A 16,244-nucleotide genomic window follows, 5' to 3' on the forward strand; every position below is an offset into this window, starting at 1 on the left:
TGTATGCTTTCAATCTGCAACTATTTACCGCTTACTGTCTTAATAAAAATATCATTAACGCTTGGAATCTTTTCCACGAAATGCGTTACCTGTCCCATTTGCGTCAGGATATTCAGCAATTCATTTGGAGAAGAATCTCCAATCTGTACTTCCAGTTTCAAATCGTCGTTAAGTGTCTTGAAGTTGGTTTGCCCAACAGTAAATTTCTGAGTCAGCTGATACATCAATCCTTCTACATTCGAGGTCATGATTCCTACTTCGAAACTGTTCGTTCTGTATTCTTTCTTGACATCATTTAATTTTCCTTCAATTAGCTTATTGGATTTGTGGATCAAAGCAATATCATCACAAAGTTCTTCCACGCTTTCCATTCTGTGAGTAGAAAAAATAATTGTAGCTCCTTGCTTTTTCAGTTCCAGGATTTCATCTTTTATCAGATTGGCATTCACAGGATCGAATCCGCTGAACGGTTCATCAAAAATCAAAAGTTTTGGTTTGTGCAAAACGGTTACGACAAATTGAATCTTTTGCGCCATACCTTTTGACAGTTCCTGAATTTTTTTATTCCACCAGCCCTGAATTTCAAGTCTGTCAAACCAATAATCCAGTTGTTTCTTCGCTTCCGATTTTGAAAGTCCTTTCAACTGTGCAAGATAAAGTGCCTGCTCGCCAACTTTCATCGTTTTGTACAAGCCTCTTTCTTCCGGCATATATCCAATGTGCTGGACGTGTTCCGGTTTTAATTGCTCTCCATCCAAAAGAACGGAACCGCTATCAGGCATTGTTATTTGATTGATTATTCGGATTAGCGAGGTTTTCCCAGCGCCATTAGGCCCAAGAAGTCCATATATACTTCCTTTAGGAACCTGTAGCGAAACATTGTTTAAGGCTGTATAATTGCCATATTGCTTGACTACATTTTTAACTTCAAGTATGTTGCTCATTATGTTTTTTGGATTTATTTCTTCAATGAGGCCCTTAAGCCCCGACTGTGTAAAAATAAGGAATTTGAAAGCAAAATTTATGCGAATTTCAAAAAAAACCCACCCCTATTTGCACAAGGATGGGAAAAATTGCTATGAAAAAGAAAATTACTAGTTGCCTAGTAATCTCCAAATATAAAAAAATTTGAATTACTACGAAAACATATCCTTAACTTTTTCAAAAAAAGATTTTTCGCTCTTCTCTGGTTTTGGGATGAAATTGTCTTCTGTAATTGATTTTTCAAAAAATTGTTTTTGTTCTTTGTTCAGGTTTTTAGGTGTCCAAACATTTACATGCACTAGCAGATCACCATTTCCATAACCGTTGATGCTTGGAATTCCTTTACCTTTCAGTCGAAGGATTTTACCTGACTGAATGCCTTCTTCCAGCTTGATTCTTACTTTTCCGTTTACCGCATCGATGTCTCTTGTGACACCCAAAACAGCTTCGGGGAAACTTATATACAAGTCGAGATGCAGGTTTTCGCCTTCACGCTTTAAAAATTCGTGTTCAACTTCTTCGATAGCAACAATCAGGTCTCCCGGAATGCTGTTGCTTCCCGGAGCATCGTTACCTTTGTTTGAAACTTTTAATTGCATTCCGTCTACAACACCAGCTGGAATTTTGATAGAAACCGTTTCGTCTACCATAATCATTCCTTGTGCATCTGCATCTTTCGGTTTGCTTTCAAGCACTTGCCCTGAACCACCGCAAGTATGACAGGTTGTTGCCGACTGCATTCTTCCTAAAATTGTATTGGTAACTCTCATCACCTGTCCTTGACCATTACATGTAGGGCAAGTTTTATAATGCACGCCTTTAGCCTGTACTTTTCTTTTGACTTTTACTTTTTTCTCAACACCATTGGCAACCTCTTCCAAAGTCATTTTTACTTTGATTCTCAAATTGCTTCCTTTCACTCTGCGCGGACCTGAATTTCCACCTCCAAAGCCACCAAATCCGGCTCCAAAAGCACTTCCGAAGATATCTCCGAATTGGCTGAAAATATCATCCATATTCATACTTCCTCCGCCAAAACCACCCGCACCATCAAAAGCCTGGTGACCAAACTGATCGTATTTTGCTTTCTTTTGAGGATCGCTCAAAACTTCATATGCTTCTGCCGCTTTTTTGAAATTTTCTTCCGCCTCTTTATTTCCCGGATTTTTATCAGGGTGAAATTCAATTGCTTTCTTTCGGTATGCCTTTTTGATTGCAGCAGCGTCTGCAGATTTCGAAATTCCTAATATTTCGTAAAAATCTTGTTTCATTTTTTCATTTTTAGCATTGAAATACTGCAGGTCGCCCGGCAGTATAACGAGTCATTATTGTCCGATTACCACTTTAGGGAAACGGATAATTTTGTCGCCCAATTTATATCCTTTTTCTACAACATCTACAATTTTTCCTTTCAGATCATTTGAAGGTGCCGGAATTTGCGTAATTGCTTCTGCAAAATCAGCATCAAAAGAATCTCCTGCTTTTACTTCAACTTCTTCAAGGCCTTTAGAAGCTAAAGTTGTTTTTAACTTTTCATGGATTAATTCAACACCTTTTAAAAGACTTTCGTCTCCGGATTTTGAAATTTCAATTTTAGCCCTGTCAAAATCATCCAAAACAGGCAATAATGCCAGAAGAACTTCCTGGTTAGCTGTTTTGAATAAATCGATTCGCTCTTTAGCAGTTCTTCTTTTGTAGTTTTCGAATTCTGCAAAAAGACGGATAAACTTATCTTTTTCGGCTGCCAAATCTTGGGTCAGTTGCTCTTCTACGCTTAATTCTTCCACAATTAACTGTTCTCCATTTGCGTTGGCTTCTAAAGTTGCGTCATCGATTTCCTGCTCTTTGTCTTGATTTTCAGCATTCATAGTATTTTTACTTTTAAATATATTCTTAAATTTCATTTTCTGCTTTTCAAGGGATTGCAAAAGTACTGCCAATTGTTTTAAAATGTCAAATTGTCACGCTTTTTTTCATCGAAATTTGGACTGCAAACGCGAAAAGCTTTTTGATTTTAATATAATTTTAAGAGATTTCTAGCTTGGATTTGATATGTTTGCTATGCTAAAAAAATAAATTTATGAAGAATCGTATCGCATCTCTATTAATTTTATCTGCATTAACCCTGACAGTTTCCTGTAAAAATGACAAGGCTGCAGAAGCTGAAACTACTGAAGCAGGCGCTGTAAAAGAAGCATCTGGTGAAGCCGTATCTTATAAGGTAGACAACACAAACTCCAAAATTGACTGGACAGGTTCTAAACCAACAGGAAAACATACCGGAACAATCAACCTTACTGATGGAACAGTTTCTATCAAAGACAACGTATTGGATAGCGGTAAATTCACTATTGATATGAATACAATTACTGTAACCGACTTGAAAGCCGGTGACGGGAAAGAAGATTTGGAAGGCCACTTAAAAGGAACAGGTGGTACTGAAGCAGATTACGATCACTTTTTCAACGTAAAAAAATATCCGCAGGCTACTTTTGAAATTACAAAAGCCGTGACTGAAAACGGAAAAACAGCTGTAGAAGGTAACTTGACTATGAAAGGCATTACAAAAAATGTAAAATTTCCTGCTACAGTAACTGTTAACGGAGATACGGTAACACTTGTCAGCGATCCGTTTACAATTAACAGAACGCTTTGGAATGTGAACTACGGATCAAAATCTGTATTTGACAATCTGGGAGATAAGTTTATCAATGACGACATCGAACTTAAGGTTAGCATTAGTGCTAAGAAATAATTGTTAATTCACCCCAAAAAGAGCTCCATTTGTTGAAATGGAGCTCTTTTTATTTTAGGAAACTTTAATTCCAATAAGTTAGTTTTTTTTGCTTTGCGGCTCTGCGTCTTTGCGAGCAACTATTTCACGCAAAGACGCAGAGCCGCAAAGTTTGTAGGGAGATTACTGATTTATTTTCTTAGCCCAAAAGATTTTCAAGGGCTTTGTCCAGTGTTCTGAATTTAAATACAAATCCATTGTCCTGAGCTTTTTGCGAACTAACATTCTGACTTGAAACCAGCAATATATACATTTCACCCAAAAGCATCTTAAGAAGAAATTCCGGAACATTGGGCATAAAAAAAGGTTTTTCCAGAATAGCTGCTGTCTTTTTTACCAATTCGTGATTGTCGACAGGATTTGGAGCTGTGGCATTATAAACACCCTCCCATTGATGTTGGATGGCAAAATGATACAAATGCGCCAAATCATACATATGAATCCAGGACTGCCATTGCTTTCCCGAACCATAAGCTGAACCCATCCCAACTTTTATAGGTTTAAGCAGTTCTTTCAGCATGCCGCCTTTTTCAGAAAGGACAAGACCAGTCCTGATCTTGCAGACCTTTATGTTTAATCTCTTGAAATTATCGACAGCTTCTTCCCATTTTACGACTACTTGTCCTAAAAAAGAATTGTCGACTGATTTGTTGTCTTCTGTATAAAAAGCGGTAAGACTGTCAGGATAAATTCCAATGGCCGATGCCGATACGATATGCTTTACCTGATGCGGATGCGATTTCAATATCCTGTAAAGTAAATTGGTGGATAAAGTCCGGCTTTCGATAATTTCCTGCTTGTTTTTTGAAGTCCATCGCATGGAAATAGAAGCTCCTGCTAAATGAACAATGGTATCTACTCCCAATAAAGCATTTTCATCGATAATCCCTTGTTGTGGATTCCAGTAAAAACCCTGGTAATTGGGTTCGTTTTTAATTTCTTTTTTTGAAGTAGTCAGATAATGGATTGAGATTCCGTTTTGCAATAACAGGGAAACTAACTCTGTCCCTATCAGACCCGTCGCTCCTGTAATCAAAATTTTCATAGCGTAAAATTTTCTATATGTCAAATTTACGAGCGGATAGGCGTAATAAAATGTTAATTAAGGTAGGTTTAACGGCAAAGTGTCGTCTGGTATCATTTTACCCTTATACTCCATTCAAAATCCATTTCAGAAACCTGCTCACCTTTTTCATTCATCCCGATAGATTTCATCCAGAAAGTTTGCCCTTCGCCTGTTTCGATTGTACGTTTAACAGCATCTTCAATCAGATGTCCGTCTTTACAGGTAAAAACAATCCTTCCGGTTGCCTTTTTTGTAAAATTCCCTTTGTTATTAGCAACCAGCATCGATATCTTCCTGTTGCTTCTCTTTATATGATACATGACCAAAGCTCCGGTTGACAATTCTGCTGCCATAGCCTGAACTGCAAAATACATTGAATTAAAAGGGTTTTGGTTGATCCAGCGATGCTTTACCGTAACGATGCAATGTTCCAAGTCGATATTCTTTACCCTTACACCGCATAAAAAAGCGGAAGGCAGCTTAAAAAAAAGAAATTTATTGAGTTTTCCGGCCGTAAATTCCATCTGTTTATTTTTTTGAAATATAGTAAATATTAATTGATTTGGAGAAAAAGAGATGGGAAAAGAAAGAAATTGAAAAGAGAGAACAGATGAGAGATAAAAGACAAAAAGCACTTTAAATACTACAAATCAGATATTTAAGTCATTTTTAAAGATTTTAAATTTGTTAATTTTTTGTTAAATATTAGTACTATGCAAAACAAGATACTGTCTTTTAGCCATATATTTGCATAGGATATTATTATATACTTTTAATCATGGAAACATCATCAAATCAAAAAACGACCAGCGCCTTTGTACACTTAAGTACATTGACACAGTATTTTATTCCATTTGGGAATTACATCTTTCCAATAATTATTTGGGGAGCAAGTAAAAAAGATTCAGACTATATTGACCATCATGGAAAACAAGCCATTAATTTTCAGCTTAGTCTTCTTTTGTATTCATTAATTCTATGCCTGATAGCTATTCCGATATTCATCGTTACCATTTTCAAAAACATGCCTGTAAACGCAATTATCCATAACGATGATTTTATAATCGAGAATTTTCATCTTGAGCATATTACAGGAATGGTAATTATAGGGATAACAGCAGCAGTTCTTTTCTTTACGCTAAAGGTTGCCGAGTTCTTCTTAATAATTTATGCTTCTATAAAAGCCGCAAACGGAGAACTATATAACTATCCGCTGACCATCAATTTTCTTAAGACACAGAAAAAAGAAGAAAACAAAACAGAAATTTCAGAAGAAAACGAATCATCAATCAATCATCAATCAGAAAGCGAAACAGTTTAATAATCCAAAGCCATGAAAAGATTATAAAATATCAGGACTAATCACCCTACCATCATCATCAATCAATCATCGATCAATCATCAATCAAAAAACGAACATTTATGTTAAAATTCATCATCACAACAGCAATGGCAATGGCCGCTTTGACAGGTTTTGCCCAAGTAACAGAAAACAGAAAAATCAGTGATTTTTCAAAAATAGAAGTAGAATCAGGAATTGAATTAACTTATATGGAAAGTAACGAAAATTCAATACGAGTAGAAGGAGACAGTAAAGATGGACTTGAATCTATCATTACTGAAACAGATGGAAAAACCTTAAGAATTTATCATGCAAAAAGAAACAAAAAACAAAGTGAAGGCAGTTCAAAAGTTTTCGTAGCCGGTAAAAATGTCAATTCGTTTAAAGCCTCATCAAAATCAAAACTATATTTTGACAGGCCGGTAGCCGCAGACGATTTAGAAATCGAAATTTTATCCGGTTCCTATTTTAGAGGAACTGTCCTGCCAAATTCAAAAGTGAGTGTAAAAGTAAGTTCAGGTTCACTTTTTAGCGGAAAATTTGAAACCGATATTTTTAAAGGCAATTTCAAAAGTGGTGCGACGGTTAGTCTTACCGGAAAAGCTAAAAAAGCAAGTATTAGTACAAGTACAGGCGCTTATTGCAATGCAAAAAATTTCTATGTAGACAAGATGACAGCAACAGCAGGTACCAAATCATCTGCCTTGCTAAATGCCAAAGAAAAGATTGCAAAAGCTACAGATGCTTCTTCGATTACTTTTTTCGGAAACCCAGAAAATTTAAAAATTGACAACGAATCTTTTGTCATAGTCAATCAGAGCAAATCCACAGCTATTACATGGAATAGACCTGAATAAAACTTAAAAAACACAATTAATTAAAAATTTAAAAGCACATATATGAACATTGAAAACACTAAAGCCCAGATGCGCAAAGGAGTGTTGGAGTTCTGTATCTTATCCGTCTTAAAAGAAAAGGATGCTTATACTTCAGAAATACTTGATACTCTAAAAAATGCTAAATTGCTTGTTGTAGAAGGAACCGTTTATCCGCTCCTTACACGATTGAAAAATGACGGACTTCTTAACTACCGTTGGGAAGAATCGACTTCAGGACCACCAAGAAAATATTATGGTCTGACTGAATTAGGAAAACAATTTTTAAAAGAATTAAATGGCACATGGACGGAATTGTCAGATGCCGTAAACATTATAACCAGCCAAAAATAATCATCATGAACAAAACAGTAAATATTAACTTAGGAGGTATGTTCTTTCATATTGATGAAGATGCATATCAGAAATTAAATCGCTATTTCGAAGCTGTGAAACGTTCTTTATCAAACTCAACTGGAAAAGATGAGATAATGAAAGACATTGAAATGCGAATTGCTGAATTGCTTACCGAAAAAAACCGTGGTGAAAAACAAGTCGTAGGTCTTAAAGATGTAGAAGAGATAATTACGGTAATGGGACAGCCGGAAGACTACCGAATTGACGATGAAGCAGCAGCAGAGCAAACTTATAATTATAGCTCATCAACTAAAAGAGCTAGAAAATTATACCGTGACAAAGACAATTCAATGGTTGGCGGTGTATTGTCCGGATTTGGACATTACCTTGGAATCGATCCTTTATGGTTGCGTATCATTATGGTAATTTTACTTTTAGGTTTTGGTACCGGCTTTTTAATCTATGTTATCTTGTGGATTTTAATGCCAGCTGCAACAACCACAACAGAAAAACTGGAAATGACTGGCGAACCGGTTACGATCTCTAATATTGAAAAAAAAGTTCGTGAAGAATTCGACACTTTTTCTGAAAAATTCAAAAATGTAGATTACGATAAAATCGGTAACCAGGCCAGAAATGCCGGAGAAAGAATCGGGAGCGGGTTAAGCGATGTTTTGCTAAAAATCTTCTCCATCTTTGGAAAAGTAATCGGAGCATTTCTTGTTGTTTTTGCCTCAGTAACACTTGGATCGTTGCTTATCGGATTCATAACGGCAGGTTCTTTTTCAATGGTACATTTCCCTTGGCAAAGTTATATCGATAATTTCACTGATGTGCCTCTTTGGATTGTAGGAATGCTAATTCTGATTGCCATTGGAATCCCTTTCTTCTTCCTTTTGATATTAGGATTGAAATTATTGATTACAAATATGAAATCCATCGGAAATCCTGCAAAATATACCTTGTTGGCACTTTGGATCATCTCTATAGGATCATTAGTTGCATTAGGTTTGCAACAAGCAACAGAAGTAGCATTTGATGCCAAAGTCGTGCAAAAGCAGAAAATCGACTTTAATCCGAAAGATACGTTGAAAATCAAATTTACATACAATGATTATTTTGCTAAAGACATTTATGATACAGAAGATTTCCTATTCGCACAGGATTCGTCAAAAGCAATGGTTATTTATTCCAACAATGTAACCCTGCGTATTTTAAAAACCGACGAAAAAGTACCTTACATCCAAATAGAGAAAAAAGCAGAAGGCAAGTCGTTTGCAATAGCACGAGAAAGAGCTGAAAAAATTAATTACAGCTATAAATTCAAAGGAAACGAGTTAATTTTTGATAACTACCTGCTTACAGATATCAAAAACAAATACCGTCATCAAAAAGTAGAAATCTTCTTGTACCTTCCAGAAGGAACTTATTTCAAACCGGATATGAGCGTACAAAACTATGACCATACGGACAATAGTTTCTTTGATTTGTGGTTCGATTCTGACATTTACATCTATCAAATGCAATCTTCTCAGGTAAAATGCCTAAATTGTGCAGATGAAAATGAATCTGAAGAAGGGGAAGCCTGGGTTGATGAACAAGAAATAGCCAGAGAAGCAGAAATTGAGGCTCAACAAGAAGCAGCAAGAGAAACGGAACAAAATATTCAGGCAGACCAAAATTCTTCAACAACTGTAACAATTAACGATAAAGGCGTACAAATAAAAAAAGAAGGAACAGAGGGCCCTCAAAATAGAAAGGCAAAAGGTTTAAAAATGAATAAAGACGGAGTAATCATTAAAAACAACTAACTATGATTCGAATTATAATTTATTTCATGAAATTAATTATAGCTCTGCTATTTGCATTATTCTTTTCTTCATGCCGGTATACAAATGAAAGAACAATAACTGGCAATGGAAATGTTAGGGTAGAGACTAGAAATGTAACCGATTTCAAAGGAATTAATGTAAGCAATGCTCTTGAAGTTGAAGTAGAACAAGGCGATTCATTTCAGGTAGTCGTTGAAACTGATGAAAATCTACTTTCGCATATTACCACATCTGTTGAAAACGGAATACTTTATATTGGGACAGATGCCAATAGCTTTAGGAATATTGATGTCAGAAAGATAAGAGTAAAGATGCCGGTAATTGAAAGCCTTGAAGCCTCCAGTGCTGCTAAGATTACAAGTACCAGTACACTAATAAGCGAAAAACTTTTAGTCGATGCAAGCAGCGCTTCTGATATCGATATTGTAGTAGAAGCCGAAGATCTTACCTGTAACAGCAGCAGTGCTAGTTCAGTAGATCTAAAAGGTAAAGCCCTCAAGTTTAAAGCCGATTCTTCAAGTGCAAGTGAGATTGATGCCGATGAATTGTTTGCAAATGACGTTGTTGCCAATGCTTCAAGTGCTGCTACAATTAGCACCCATCCTATTCTTACATTGGATGCTGAAGCTAGCAGTGGCGGACAAGTAAACTACAACAATACTCCCAGGAATTTTCTAAAACAAAATGCTGACTCCGGTGGTGGTATCAGTAAAAGTGAATAATAAAAATCCCGATAGTCATATCGGGATTTTTTGTATCTCAATTTCTTGTTCTGTACCTGAAAAAGTAAGTGACTAAAAATTCATCGGTATAGCAACCGTTAGTAATCTTTATTTATATTTGTGAAAACAATCCCTACATTATAATGAGAAGACTTATCCTATTTGCCGTCATTTTGACAACAGCCGTTTCCTTTTCACAAAGCAAGGAAAAAATAAAGGGCACTAAAATTGTTACCATAGCACCTCGAGAAATCCAAAGTTTTGAAAATCTGGAAGTAGAAGACAATATTGAAATTTTCCTTGTAAAAGGAGACAACAATGCTTTGGAAATTGAAGCTGATGAGAATCTGCATGAATTTATAGAATCAAGCCTAAATGGTGGAGTTTTACGTTTGACCACTACAAAAAATATAACCAGTTATAAAAAACTAAGTGTCAAAGTAACGTATACTGATGATTTTAAAATGGTAACGGCAAAAAATGAAGCAACAATCAATGCCCTTTCTGACATTGAATTGGATAATATCACATTCAAGACATTCGACTATACAAAGCTATTTCTAAATGTTAAGTCCCGATGGTTTACAATTTTTGCCAACGACAAATCCAAAATAGAGCTGAATGTAAAATCAGAGACAGCAGCTGTGGAATTAAGCAAGAACGCCAATATGAAAGCCTTAATTTCTTCAGAATCTTTGAAATTTGATATGTACCAAAAAGCAACAGCTGTTATTGAAGGTGATATCGTTGATTTGAAATTACGTCTGGACAATAATTCTAATTTTACTGGGAAGAATCTAAATGCTAAAAATGCCGAAATCATTACCGAAGCTTATGCTAACGGAAGTATTCAGGTTAGTGTAAAAGCTACAATAGAAGCAGCCGGTAAATCAGAACTGCAATTGTATGGTGACCAGAAAATCGAAATTAAAAATTTTACTGACAGTGCCGTGCTTATGAAAAAGCCAATCAAATAGTCTGGTAAGCAACAATCATAAACAAAAAATCCCAGGCAATGCCTGGGATTTTTTTTATGGTATAAATTCTTAGATTAGTGTAATGTTGCCAAATAACGTTCAGCATCCAAAGCAGCCATACAGCCTGAACCAGCAGCCGTAATTGCCTGACGGTAATCCTTATCCTGAACATCGCCAGCAGCAAAAACTCCGGGAAGGTTTGTTTTGGTTGTTTTTCCAGGTGTGATTAGATATCCTGTTTCATCCATATCCAATTGTCCTTTAAAGATATCTGTATTTGGCTTATGCCCTATCGCGATAAACAATCCTGTAATCGCAATTTCAGATTTCTCGCCTGTTGCATTGTTGATCATTTTTAGACCTTCTACAACCTGATCCCCAACGACTTCTTCTACTTCTGTATTAAAAAGTACTTTTAGGTTAGGTGTGTTTTCAACACGGTGTTGCATTGCTTTAGAAGCTCTCATCACATCTTTTCTAACCAACATCGTTACGCTTTTACAAATATTGGCAAGATAGGTTGCTTCTTCAGCAGCAGTATCTCCTGCTCCAACAATGGCAACGTCCTGGTTTCTGTAGAAAAATCCGTCGCAAACCGCACAAGCAGAAACTCCACCACCACGTAATTTTTGTTCGCTTGGCAATCCAAGATATTTGGCTGTAGCTCCTGTAGAAATAATTACTGTTTGAGCAAGGACTTCCTTGTTTCCATCAACCGTAATTTTATGCCAGCCTCCTTTTTCTTTTGAAAATTCGACAGCAGTTGCCATCCCGATTCTTACTTCTGTTCCGAAACGTTCCGCCTGCTGTTGTAGTTGTATCATCATCGTTGGTCCGTCAATACCTTCCGGATACCCTGGAAAATTATCAACTTCTGTCGTGGTGGTTAATTGTCCTCCTGGTTCCATACCGGTATACATAACAGGTTTCATATCCGCACGAGCGGCATAAATTGCAGCAGTATATCCAGCAGGCCCGGAGCCTATAATCAAACATTTTATTTTTTCAATTGTATCAGACATAATAGTATAGTGAATTATTTTTTTCCAACGCAAAAGTACATTTTTATCGAAAGATTAAATGCATAAACGGATTAGTTTTAACTATCTAAAAATAATATTATCCTATTTCATTTTTTTCTGTTGCAGAATAAAAATATAGTCTTATATTTGCACTCAGCTTTTCGGGGTGTAGCGTAGCCCGGTTATCGCGCCTGCTTTGGGAGCAGGAGGCCGCAGGTTCGAATCCTGCCACCCCGACTAAGAAGAAAAAAGCTCTAACGAAAGTTGGAGCTTTTTTTGTTATGTAGACTTAATAAGTAAACTGGTCTTTTGATATATTCTATTTTATTTCCTCATTTGTGTAGTAATTTCATTTCTTGAAAATCATCCAAATAATTAACATGGTATGTTGGCCCTTTAATTTTATATCTTAAATATTTCCAAAACTACCCTAAATAAAGATTTTTCCTCTCTAATAAAGAAAAAAAGTCATTATTTATTCTCCTTTTCATATATTTAATCTTTAATTTTCTACTATATGTCTGACATTAAATTTTTAACTGAAAAAATTAAGCTATTTAATAAAGAAAGGGATTGGGATCAGTTTCATAACCCTAAAGACCTTGCTATAGCTTTAAATATTGAAACATCAGAATTATTAGATCTATTTCTATGGAAAAGGAATGAGGATGTAAATGTGGAAAAAGTTAAAGAAGAAATGGCCGATATCTTTATGTATGCATTTAATATTGCTGATAAGTTCGGTTTGGATGTAAATGAAATTGTAGAAAACAAACTAAAAATTAATGCTGAAAAATATCCTGTTGATAAGGCTAAAGGAAATAGTAAAAAGTACAACAATCTATAGTTTAGAACTTTATTTATAAAACTGTAAAAATCTCCCACAAACTATTAAAACTAAACAATGATTGTTTATCAGAATACGAAAATCAATTTTTCAAACGATGTTATTTCAAACGATATTGAAAATATAATTTTAGATTTTTTTAAAAAGAAAATAGGACATCGAACTACCACTAACGAGATTAATTCATGGAAAAATTCTATGCAGTATATGAATAATGTATTGCTAGATCAAAATATTCCTGATGATATTGGAATTGTTGTGGAGTATCAAATACCACAAACTTCTAAAAGAATTGATTTTATTATCACCGGACAAAATGAAAACTATGAAGACTTTGCTATTTTGGTTGAGCTTAAGCAATGGTCTTCTAGTGAAATAACAACTAAGGACGGTATCATATCTACCTTTGTAGGTAATCGACATCGTGAAGTCAGCCATCCTTCCTATCAGGCATGGACATATGCTGCATTACTAAATGGATTTAATGAAGCTGTTTATACATCTGACATCACCCTTGTTCCGTGCGCTTATTTACACAACTATGCTAACGATGGCATCATCAACAATCACTTTTACAAAGAATATATTGACAAAGCTCCTTTATTTCTGAAAGAAGACGTAATGAAGCTTAGAAATTTCATTAAATCTTTTGTAAAATATGGCGATAAGAATAAAGTAATGCTGGAGATTGACGGTGGTCGTATTCGTCCGTCAAAAAGTTTAGCAGATAGTCTCTCTTCAATGCTGAAAGGGAATCAAGAGTTTTTAATGATTGATGAACAAAAACTTGTATATGAAACAGCATTACAACTAGCCCAAAAAAGCAGTCCTGTAAATAAAAATGTACTAATAGTTGAAGGAGGCCCTGGCACAGGCAAATCTGTTGTTGCAATAAACCTATTAGCAAACCTTACTAAACTGGGTTTATTAACACAATATGTCACAAAAAATGCAGCTCCCAGAGAAGTGTATAAAACAAAATTAACGGGAACATTTAAACAAACTGAGATATCCAATTTCTTCACAGGTTCTGGTTCTTTTGTTGATAAGGAAGTAAATATATTCGATGCATTAATTGTTGATGAAGCACATCGATTAAACGAGAAATCGGGTATGTTTAAAAATCTAGGAGACAACCAGATCAAAGAAATAATGAATGCTGCTACATTTTCAGTTTTTTTTATAGATGAAAACCAAAAAGTAGCAATACATGATATCGGCGAGAAAAATGAAATTAAAAAATGGGCAGCTTCTCTTGGTGCTAAAGTAACAGAATTAGAATTATCATCTCAATTTAGATGCAATGGTTCAGATGGATATTTAGCATGGCTGGATTATATACTTCAAATAAGAGATACTGCTAACACAACTATTGATACAAAAGAATTTGATTTCAGAATCTTTGATAACCCTGATGATTTAAGGGATTTAATTTTTGAAAAAAATAAAATCAACAACAAAGCACGTATAGTGGCAGGATATTGCTGGAAATGGATAAGTAAAAAACAACCCGATAAAAAGGACATTGTACTGTCAGATAACTTTGCTATGCAATGGAACCTTGCTGATGATGGTATGAAATGGGTTATTCAGTCCGAATCTGTAAATGAGATTGGATGTATACACACCTGCCAAGGATTAGAAGTTGATTATATTGGTGTTATTATTGGCGATGATTTAATTGTTCGCAATGGACAGGTTATTACTGATCCTTCTAAAAGAGATTCCAACGATTCTACCGTACGTGGCTATAAAACAATGATAAAAAATAACCCTGACTATGCACTGGACTTATTACAAAACATTATCAAAAACACATACAGAACATTGATGACTCGAGGAATGAAAGGCTGTTATATTTACTGTACTGATAAAGAAACCAATGAATATTTTAAACAATCTTTACAATCAAAATAAAAGAACGGCTTAATGAATTATCCATATAAGATACTACACACTAACAAATCAACAACAACCTACACTCCCCTTTTTCCACAGGCGCACGATGCACACAAGGCAAAACGTTTTGTTCCGGATGATCTACTGCCAATCTCCAAATATGCCCCAATCCTAAATTAACAGGTTCGGCATTAGATTTAGCCTGATAATGCAAATCAAAATAATTGTCTTTTAAAAAATCTTCAAATTCTGCTTCCGGGCCATCGTGTAATTCCTTTAATTTTTCCCGGACTTCAGGAATCAGAATTTTTTGTGTTACTTGATTATTGGGTATAATATCGCTTGCTGCACCATAGTAAGTGCATAAAAAAGTATCAGTACCAATAGGTGAACGATCAACATGCCAGGAATAAACATCGGTTGAAATAAAATCGAACTCATCATCCCGTTCATAATATTTCAGCAAATTAAGAGAAGGCGACGCTCCAAAATCGGTTAATAATTGCAGATCGTTTAGTATAATTTCTCTGGCTCTACTCCCCTTTTCTGATAATTGCAATAACAGAAGATCTTCAGGAGAAGCCACAGTAATATTCTCTTTTAATTGAAGTTTCGATATAATTTCTTTAAAATCTCCATCCAAACTTCTATGCCAGCAAAGCGCATTCGTATTTCCCTGAAAATTGATATTCACCAACTCAGAAAAGGAAGCAACTACTCCAACCTGATCGTTATCAGAAAATCTATTGTCCATATTTTAAATAAAGTGTATTCACATTTTTTCATACATCCATTTCGGTAAACTTTAAGCAGAAAAGCAATCAGTACCCATCCTTTAGTTATATAAGCTGTTCGTTTTTTTACGCCGAATCGCAGCAAATAGTTGTCATGCAGCTTTTTCCGGAGTCGCCACCCAAAACTACCCTTCTCCTTTCGCCATGTTGGTAGCTACAAAACCGGGGACGGATATCGGTTATGGTTATATCTAATTGTAAGATTTCAAAAGTTTGTAGGTTTTCCAATTGGATAGTTTCGAGCAATTGATTTCTTCAGCCCGAAATACCTACTTGATATCCCTCTTTTGAAAGATTTTTTGCCAGTTCTTTTCCAATACCTAATGTAGCACCAATTATAATTGCTTTTTTCATAGGGGAGTACAAAGACTTATTTCGCTTTTACGCCAAATATACATAAAAGAGTAACTATTGATAAAAATAAGAGATGATCTAAATTGGTTATGGATTCCGAAACTATCTCATTTGATTGCATAACGTCTTGATTTACAGTCCAGGCAACTGTTTTTGAGGCAAATAATTTTATATATTTAAAGCAACAAAATTGTGAATTATTAGATGAAATAGAATAAAATCAATATCGTTTCTGATACACAATAAACACTAGTATTTATAATTAAAAACACTAATGTTTTAAGTTAATTCTTTTTAAAATTCCGGTTAACTTACTGTTAAAAAGAAAATATTATTAGGGCAACTTAATAAATTCTATATATATTTACAGCTCAAAATA

General features: G+C 35.1%; 16 protein-coding genes and 1 tRNA gene. 10 read left to right on the top strand and 7 right to left on the bottom strand.

Features of this window, described 5'->3' with window-relative positions; all coding sequences use genetic code 11:
- Positions 1-20: 20 nt before the first annotated feature.
- The 3 genes from ABH942_RS04895 to ABH942_RS04905 all read right to left on the bottom strand — a co-directional run bounded on the left by ABH942_RS04895 (position 21) and on the right by ABH942_RS04905 (position 2,888).
- Positions 21-944: an ABC transporter ATP-binding protein gene (locus ABH942_RS04895; RefSeq protein ID WP_370029861.1), complete on the bottom strand. Its 924-nt coding sequence runs from the start codon at positions 942-944 to the stop codon at positions 21-23.
- A gap of 192 nt (positions 945-1,136) precedes the next feature.
- The gene (gene dnaJ / locus ABH942_RS04900) at positions 1,137-2,255 is read right to left on the bottom strand and encodes a molecular chaperone DnaJ (protein WP_370029863.1); all 1,119 of its coding nucleotides are present in this window, start codon (positions 2,253-2,255) and stop codon (positions 1,137-1,139) included.
- Positions 2,256-2,309: 54 nt separating this feature from the next.
- Positions 2,310-2,888: a nucleotide exchange factor GrpE gene (locus ABH942_RS04905; RefSeq protein ID WP_370029864.1), complete on the bottom strand. Its 579-nt coding sequence runs from the start codon at positions 2,886-2,888 to the stop codon at positions 2,310-2,312.
- 176 nt (positions 2,889-3,064) lie between these two features.
- Between ABH942_RS04905 and ABH942_RS04910 the strand changes: the two genes are divergently transcribed.
- Positions 3,065-3,739 (top strand): YceI family protein, encoded by a 675-nt coding sequence (locus tag ABH942_RS04910; RefSeq protein WP_370029865.1) that lies wholly within the window; start codon positions 3,065-3,067, stop codon positions 3,737-3,739.
- 178 nt (positions 3,740-3,917) lie between these two features.
- Here the strand turns inward: ABH942_RS04910 and ABH942_RS04915 are convergent, their stop codons facing one another.
- Together ABH942_RS04915 and ABH942_RS04920 are read right to left on the bottom strand one after the other, a co-directional pair.
- Complete coding sequence (locus ABH942_RS04915) at positions 3,918-4,823, bottom strand: TIGR01777 family oxidoreductase (RefSeq protein WP_370029866.1); 906 nt, start codon at positions 4,821-4,823, stop codon at positions 3,918-3,920.
- Positions 4,824-4,915: 92 nt separating this feature from the next.
- On the bottom strand, positions 4,916-5,368 hold the full coding sequence (locus ABH942_RS04920; RefSeq protein ID WP_370029867.1) for a DUF4442 domain-containing protein: 453 nt from the start codon (positions 5,366-5,368) through the stop codon (positions 4,916-4,918).
- A 254-nt stretch (positions 5,369-5,622) separates the two neighbouring features.
- On the opposite strand from ABH942_RS04920, the gene ABH942_RS04925 reads away from it, so the two are divergent.
- From ABH942_RS04925 to ABH942_RS04950, 6 genes are all read left to right on the top strand, one after another.
- Positions 5,623-6,165, top strand: coding sequence for a DUF4870 domain-containing protein (locus ABH942_RS04925; RefSeq protein ID WP_370029868.1), 543 nt, complete (start codon positions 5,623-5,625; stop codon positions 6,163-6,165).
- A 101-nt stretch (positions 6,166-6,266) separates the two neighbouring features.
- Complete coding sequence (locus ABH942_RS04930) at positions 6,267-7,043, top strand: GIN domain-containing protein (protein ID WP_370029869.1); 777 nt, start codon at positions 6,267-6,269, stop codon at positions 7,041-7,043.
- A 42-nt stretch (positions 7,044-7,085) separates the two neighbouring features.
- Positions 7,086-7,415: a PadR family transcriptional regulator gene (locus tag ABH942_RS04935; protein ID WP_056069700.1), complete on the top strand. Its 330-nt coding sequence runs from the start codon at positions 7,086-7,088 to the stop codon at positions 7,413-7,415.
- Positions 7,416-7,420: 5 nt separating this feature from the next.
- The gene (locus ABH942_RS04940; protein WP_370029870.1) at positions 7,421-9,229 is read left to right on the top strand and encodes a PspC domain-containing protein; all 1,809 of its coding nucleotides are present in this window, start codon (positions 7,421-7,423) and stop codon (positions 9,227-9,229) included.
- A gap of 26 nt (positions 9,230-9,255) precedes the next feature.
- Entirely contained in the window at positions 9,256-9,972 is a 717-nt protein-coding gene (locus ABH942_RS04945) for a head GIN domain-containing protein (protein WP_370029871.1), read from the top strand.
- Positions 9,973-10,115: 143 nt separating this feature from the next.
- Positions 10,116-10,949, top strand: a complete 834-nt coding sequence (locus tag ABH942_RS04950; protein ID WP_370029872.1) for a GIN domain-containing protein — start codon at positions 10,116-10,118, stop codon at positions 10,947-10,949.
- 74 nt (positions 10,950-11,023) lie between these two features.
- Here ABH942_RS04950 and trxB read toward each other — a convergent pair whose 3' ends face one another.
- On the bottom strand, positions 11,024-11,971 hold the full coding sequence (trxB, locus tag ABH942_RS04955; RefSeq protein ID WP_370029873.1) for a thioredoxin-disulfide reductase: 948 nt from the start codon (positions 11,969-11,971) through the stop codon (positions 11,024-11,026).
- A 162-nt stretch (positions 11,972-12,133) separates the two neighbouring features.
- Here trxB and ABH942_RS04960 point away from each other — a divergent pair.
- The 3 genes from ABH942_RS04960 to ABH942_RS04970 all read left to right on the top strand — a co-directional run bounded on the left by ABH942_RS04960 (position 12,134) and on the right by ABH942_RS04970 (position 14,735).
- Positions 12,134-12,208 (top strand) — tRNA-Pro (locus ABH942_RS04960).
- A 280-nt stretch (positions 12,209-12,488) separates the two neighbouring features.
- Positions 12,489-12,818 carry a nucleotide pyrophosphohydrolase gene (locus ABH942_RS04965; protein WP_370029874.1) on the top strand — a complete coding sequence of 110 codons (330 nt, stop codon included), beginning with the start codon at positions 12,489-12,491 and terminating at the stop codon, positions 12,816-12,818.
- 57 nt (positions 12,819-12,875) lie between these two features.
- Entirely contained in the window at positions 12,876-14,735 is a 1,860-nt protein-coding gene (locus tag ABH942_RS04970) for a DNA/RNA helicase domain-containing protein (RefSeq protein ID WP_370029875.1), read from the top strand.
- Positions 14,736-14,775: 40 nt separating this feature from the next.
- Here ABH942_RS04970 and ABH942_RS04975 read toward each other — a convergent pair whose 3' ends face one another.
- Entirely contained in the window at positions 14,776-15,471 is a 696-nt protein-coding gene (locus tag ABH942_RS04975) for a DUF1826 domain-containing protein (protein ID WP_370029876.1), read from the bottom strand.
- Between the last annotated feature and the right edge of the window lie 773 nt (positions 15,472-16,244).

The sequence above is a fragment of the Flavobacterium sp. 28YEA47A genome (assembly GCF_041262125.1).
Lineage (GTDB): Bacteria > Bacteroidota > Bacteroidia > Flavobacteriales > Flavobacteriaceae > Flavobacterium.

Excerpts from the sequence above, each read along its gene's own strand:
- ABH942_RS04950 (WP_370029872.1), top strand. The coding sequence starts at position 10,116 with ATGAGAAGACTTATCCTATTTGCCGTCATTTTGACAACAGCCGTTTCC.
- ABH942_RS04925 (WP_370029868.1), top strand. The coding sequence starts at position 5,623 with ATGGAAACATCATCAAATCAAAAAACGACCAGCGCCTTTGTACACTTA.
- ABH942_RS04910 (WP_370029865.1), top strand. The coding sequence starts at position 3,065 with ATGAAGAATCGTATCGCATCTCTATTAATTTTATCTGCATTAACCCTG.
- ABH942_RS04915 (WP_370029866.1), bottom strand. The coding sequence starts at position 4,823 with ATGAAAATTTTGATTACAGGAGCGACGGGTCTGATAGGGACAGAGTTA.
- ABH942_RS04930 (WP_370029869.1), top strand. The coding sequence starts at position 6,267 with ATGTTAAAATTCATCATCACAACAGCAATGGCAATGGCCGCTTTGACA.
- trxB (WP_370029873.1), bottom strand. The coding sequence starts at position 11,971 with ATGTCTGATACAATTGAAAAAATAAAATGTTTGATTATAGGCTCCGGG.
- ABH942_RS04975 (WP_370029876.1), bottom strand. The coding sequence starts at position 15,471 with ATGGACAATAGATTTTCTGATAACGATCAGGTTGGAGTAGTTGCTTCC.
- ABH942_RS04970 (WP_370029875.1), top strand. The coding sequence starts at position 12,876 with ATGATTGTTTATCAGAATACGAAAATCAATTTTTCAAACGATGTTATT.
- ABH942_RS04935 (WP_056069700.1), top strand. The coding sequence starts at position 7,086 with ATGAACATTGAAAACACTAAAGCCCAGATGCGCAAAGGAGTGTTGGAG.
- ABH942_RS04965 (WP_370029874.1), top strand. The coding sequence starts at position 12,489 with ATGTCTGACATTAAATTTTTAACTGAAAAAATTAAGCTATTTAATAAA.
- ABH942_RS04895 (WP_370029861.1), bottom strand. The coding sequence starts at position 944 with ATGAGCAACATACTTGAAGTTAAAAATGTAGTCAAGCAATATGGCAAT.
- ABH942_RS04940 (WP_370029870.1), top strand. The coding sequence starts at position 7,421 with ATGAACAAAACAGTAAATATTAACTTAGGAGGTATGTTCTTTCATATT.
- ABH942_RS04945 (WP_370029871.1), top strand. The coding sequence starts at position 9,256 with ATGAAATTAATTATAGCTCTGCTATTTGCATTATTCTTTTCTTCATGC.
- dnaJ (WP_370029863.1), bottom strand. The coding sequence starts at position 2,255 with ATGAAACAAGATTTTTACGAAATATTAGGAATTTCGAAATCTGCAGAC.
- ABH942_RS04920 (WP_370029867.1), bottom strand. The coding sequence starts at position 5,368 with ATGGAATTTACGGCCGGAAAACTCAATAAATTTCTTTTTTTTAAGCTG.
- ABH942_RS04905 (WP_370029864.1), bottom strand. The coding sequence starts at position 2,888 with ATGAAATTTAAGAATATATTTAAAAGTAAAAATACTATGAATGCTGAA.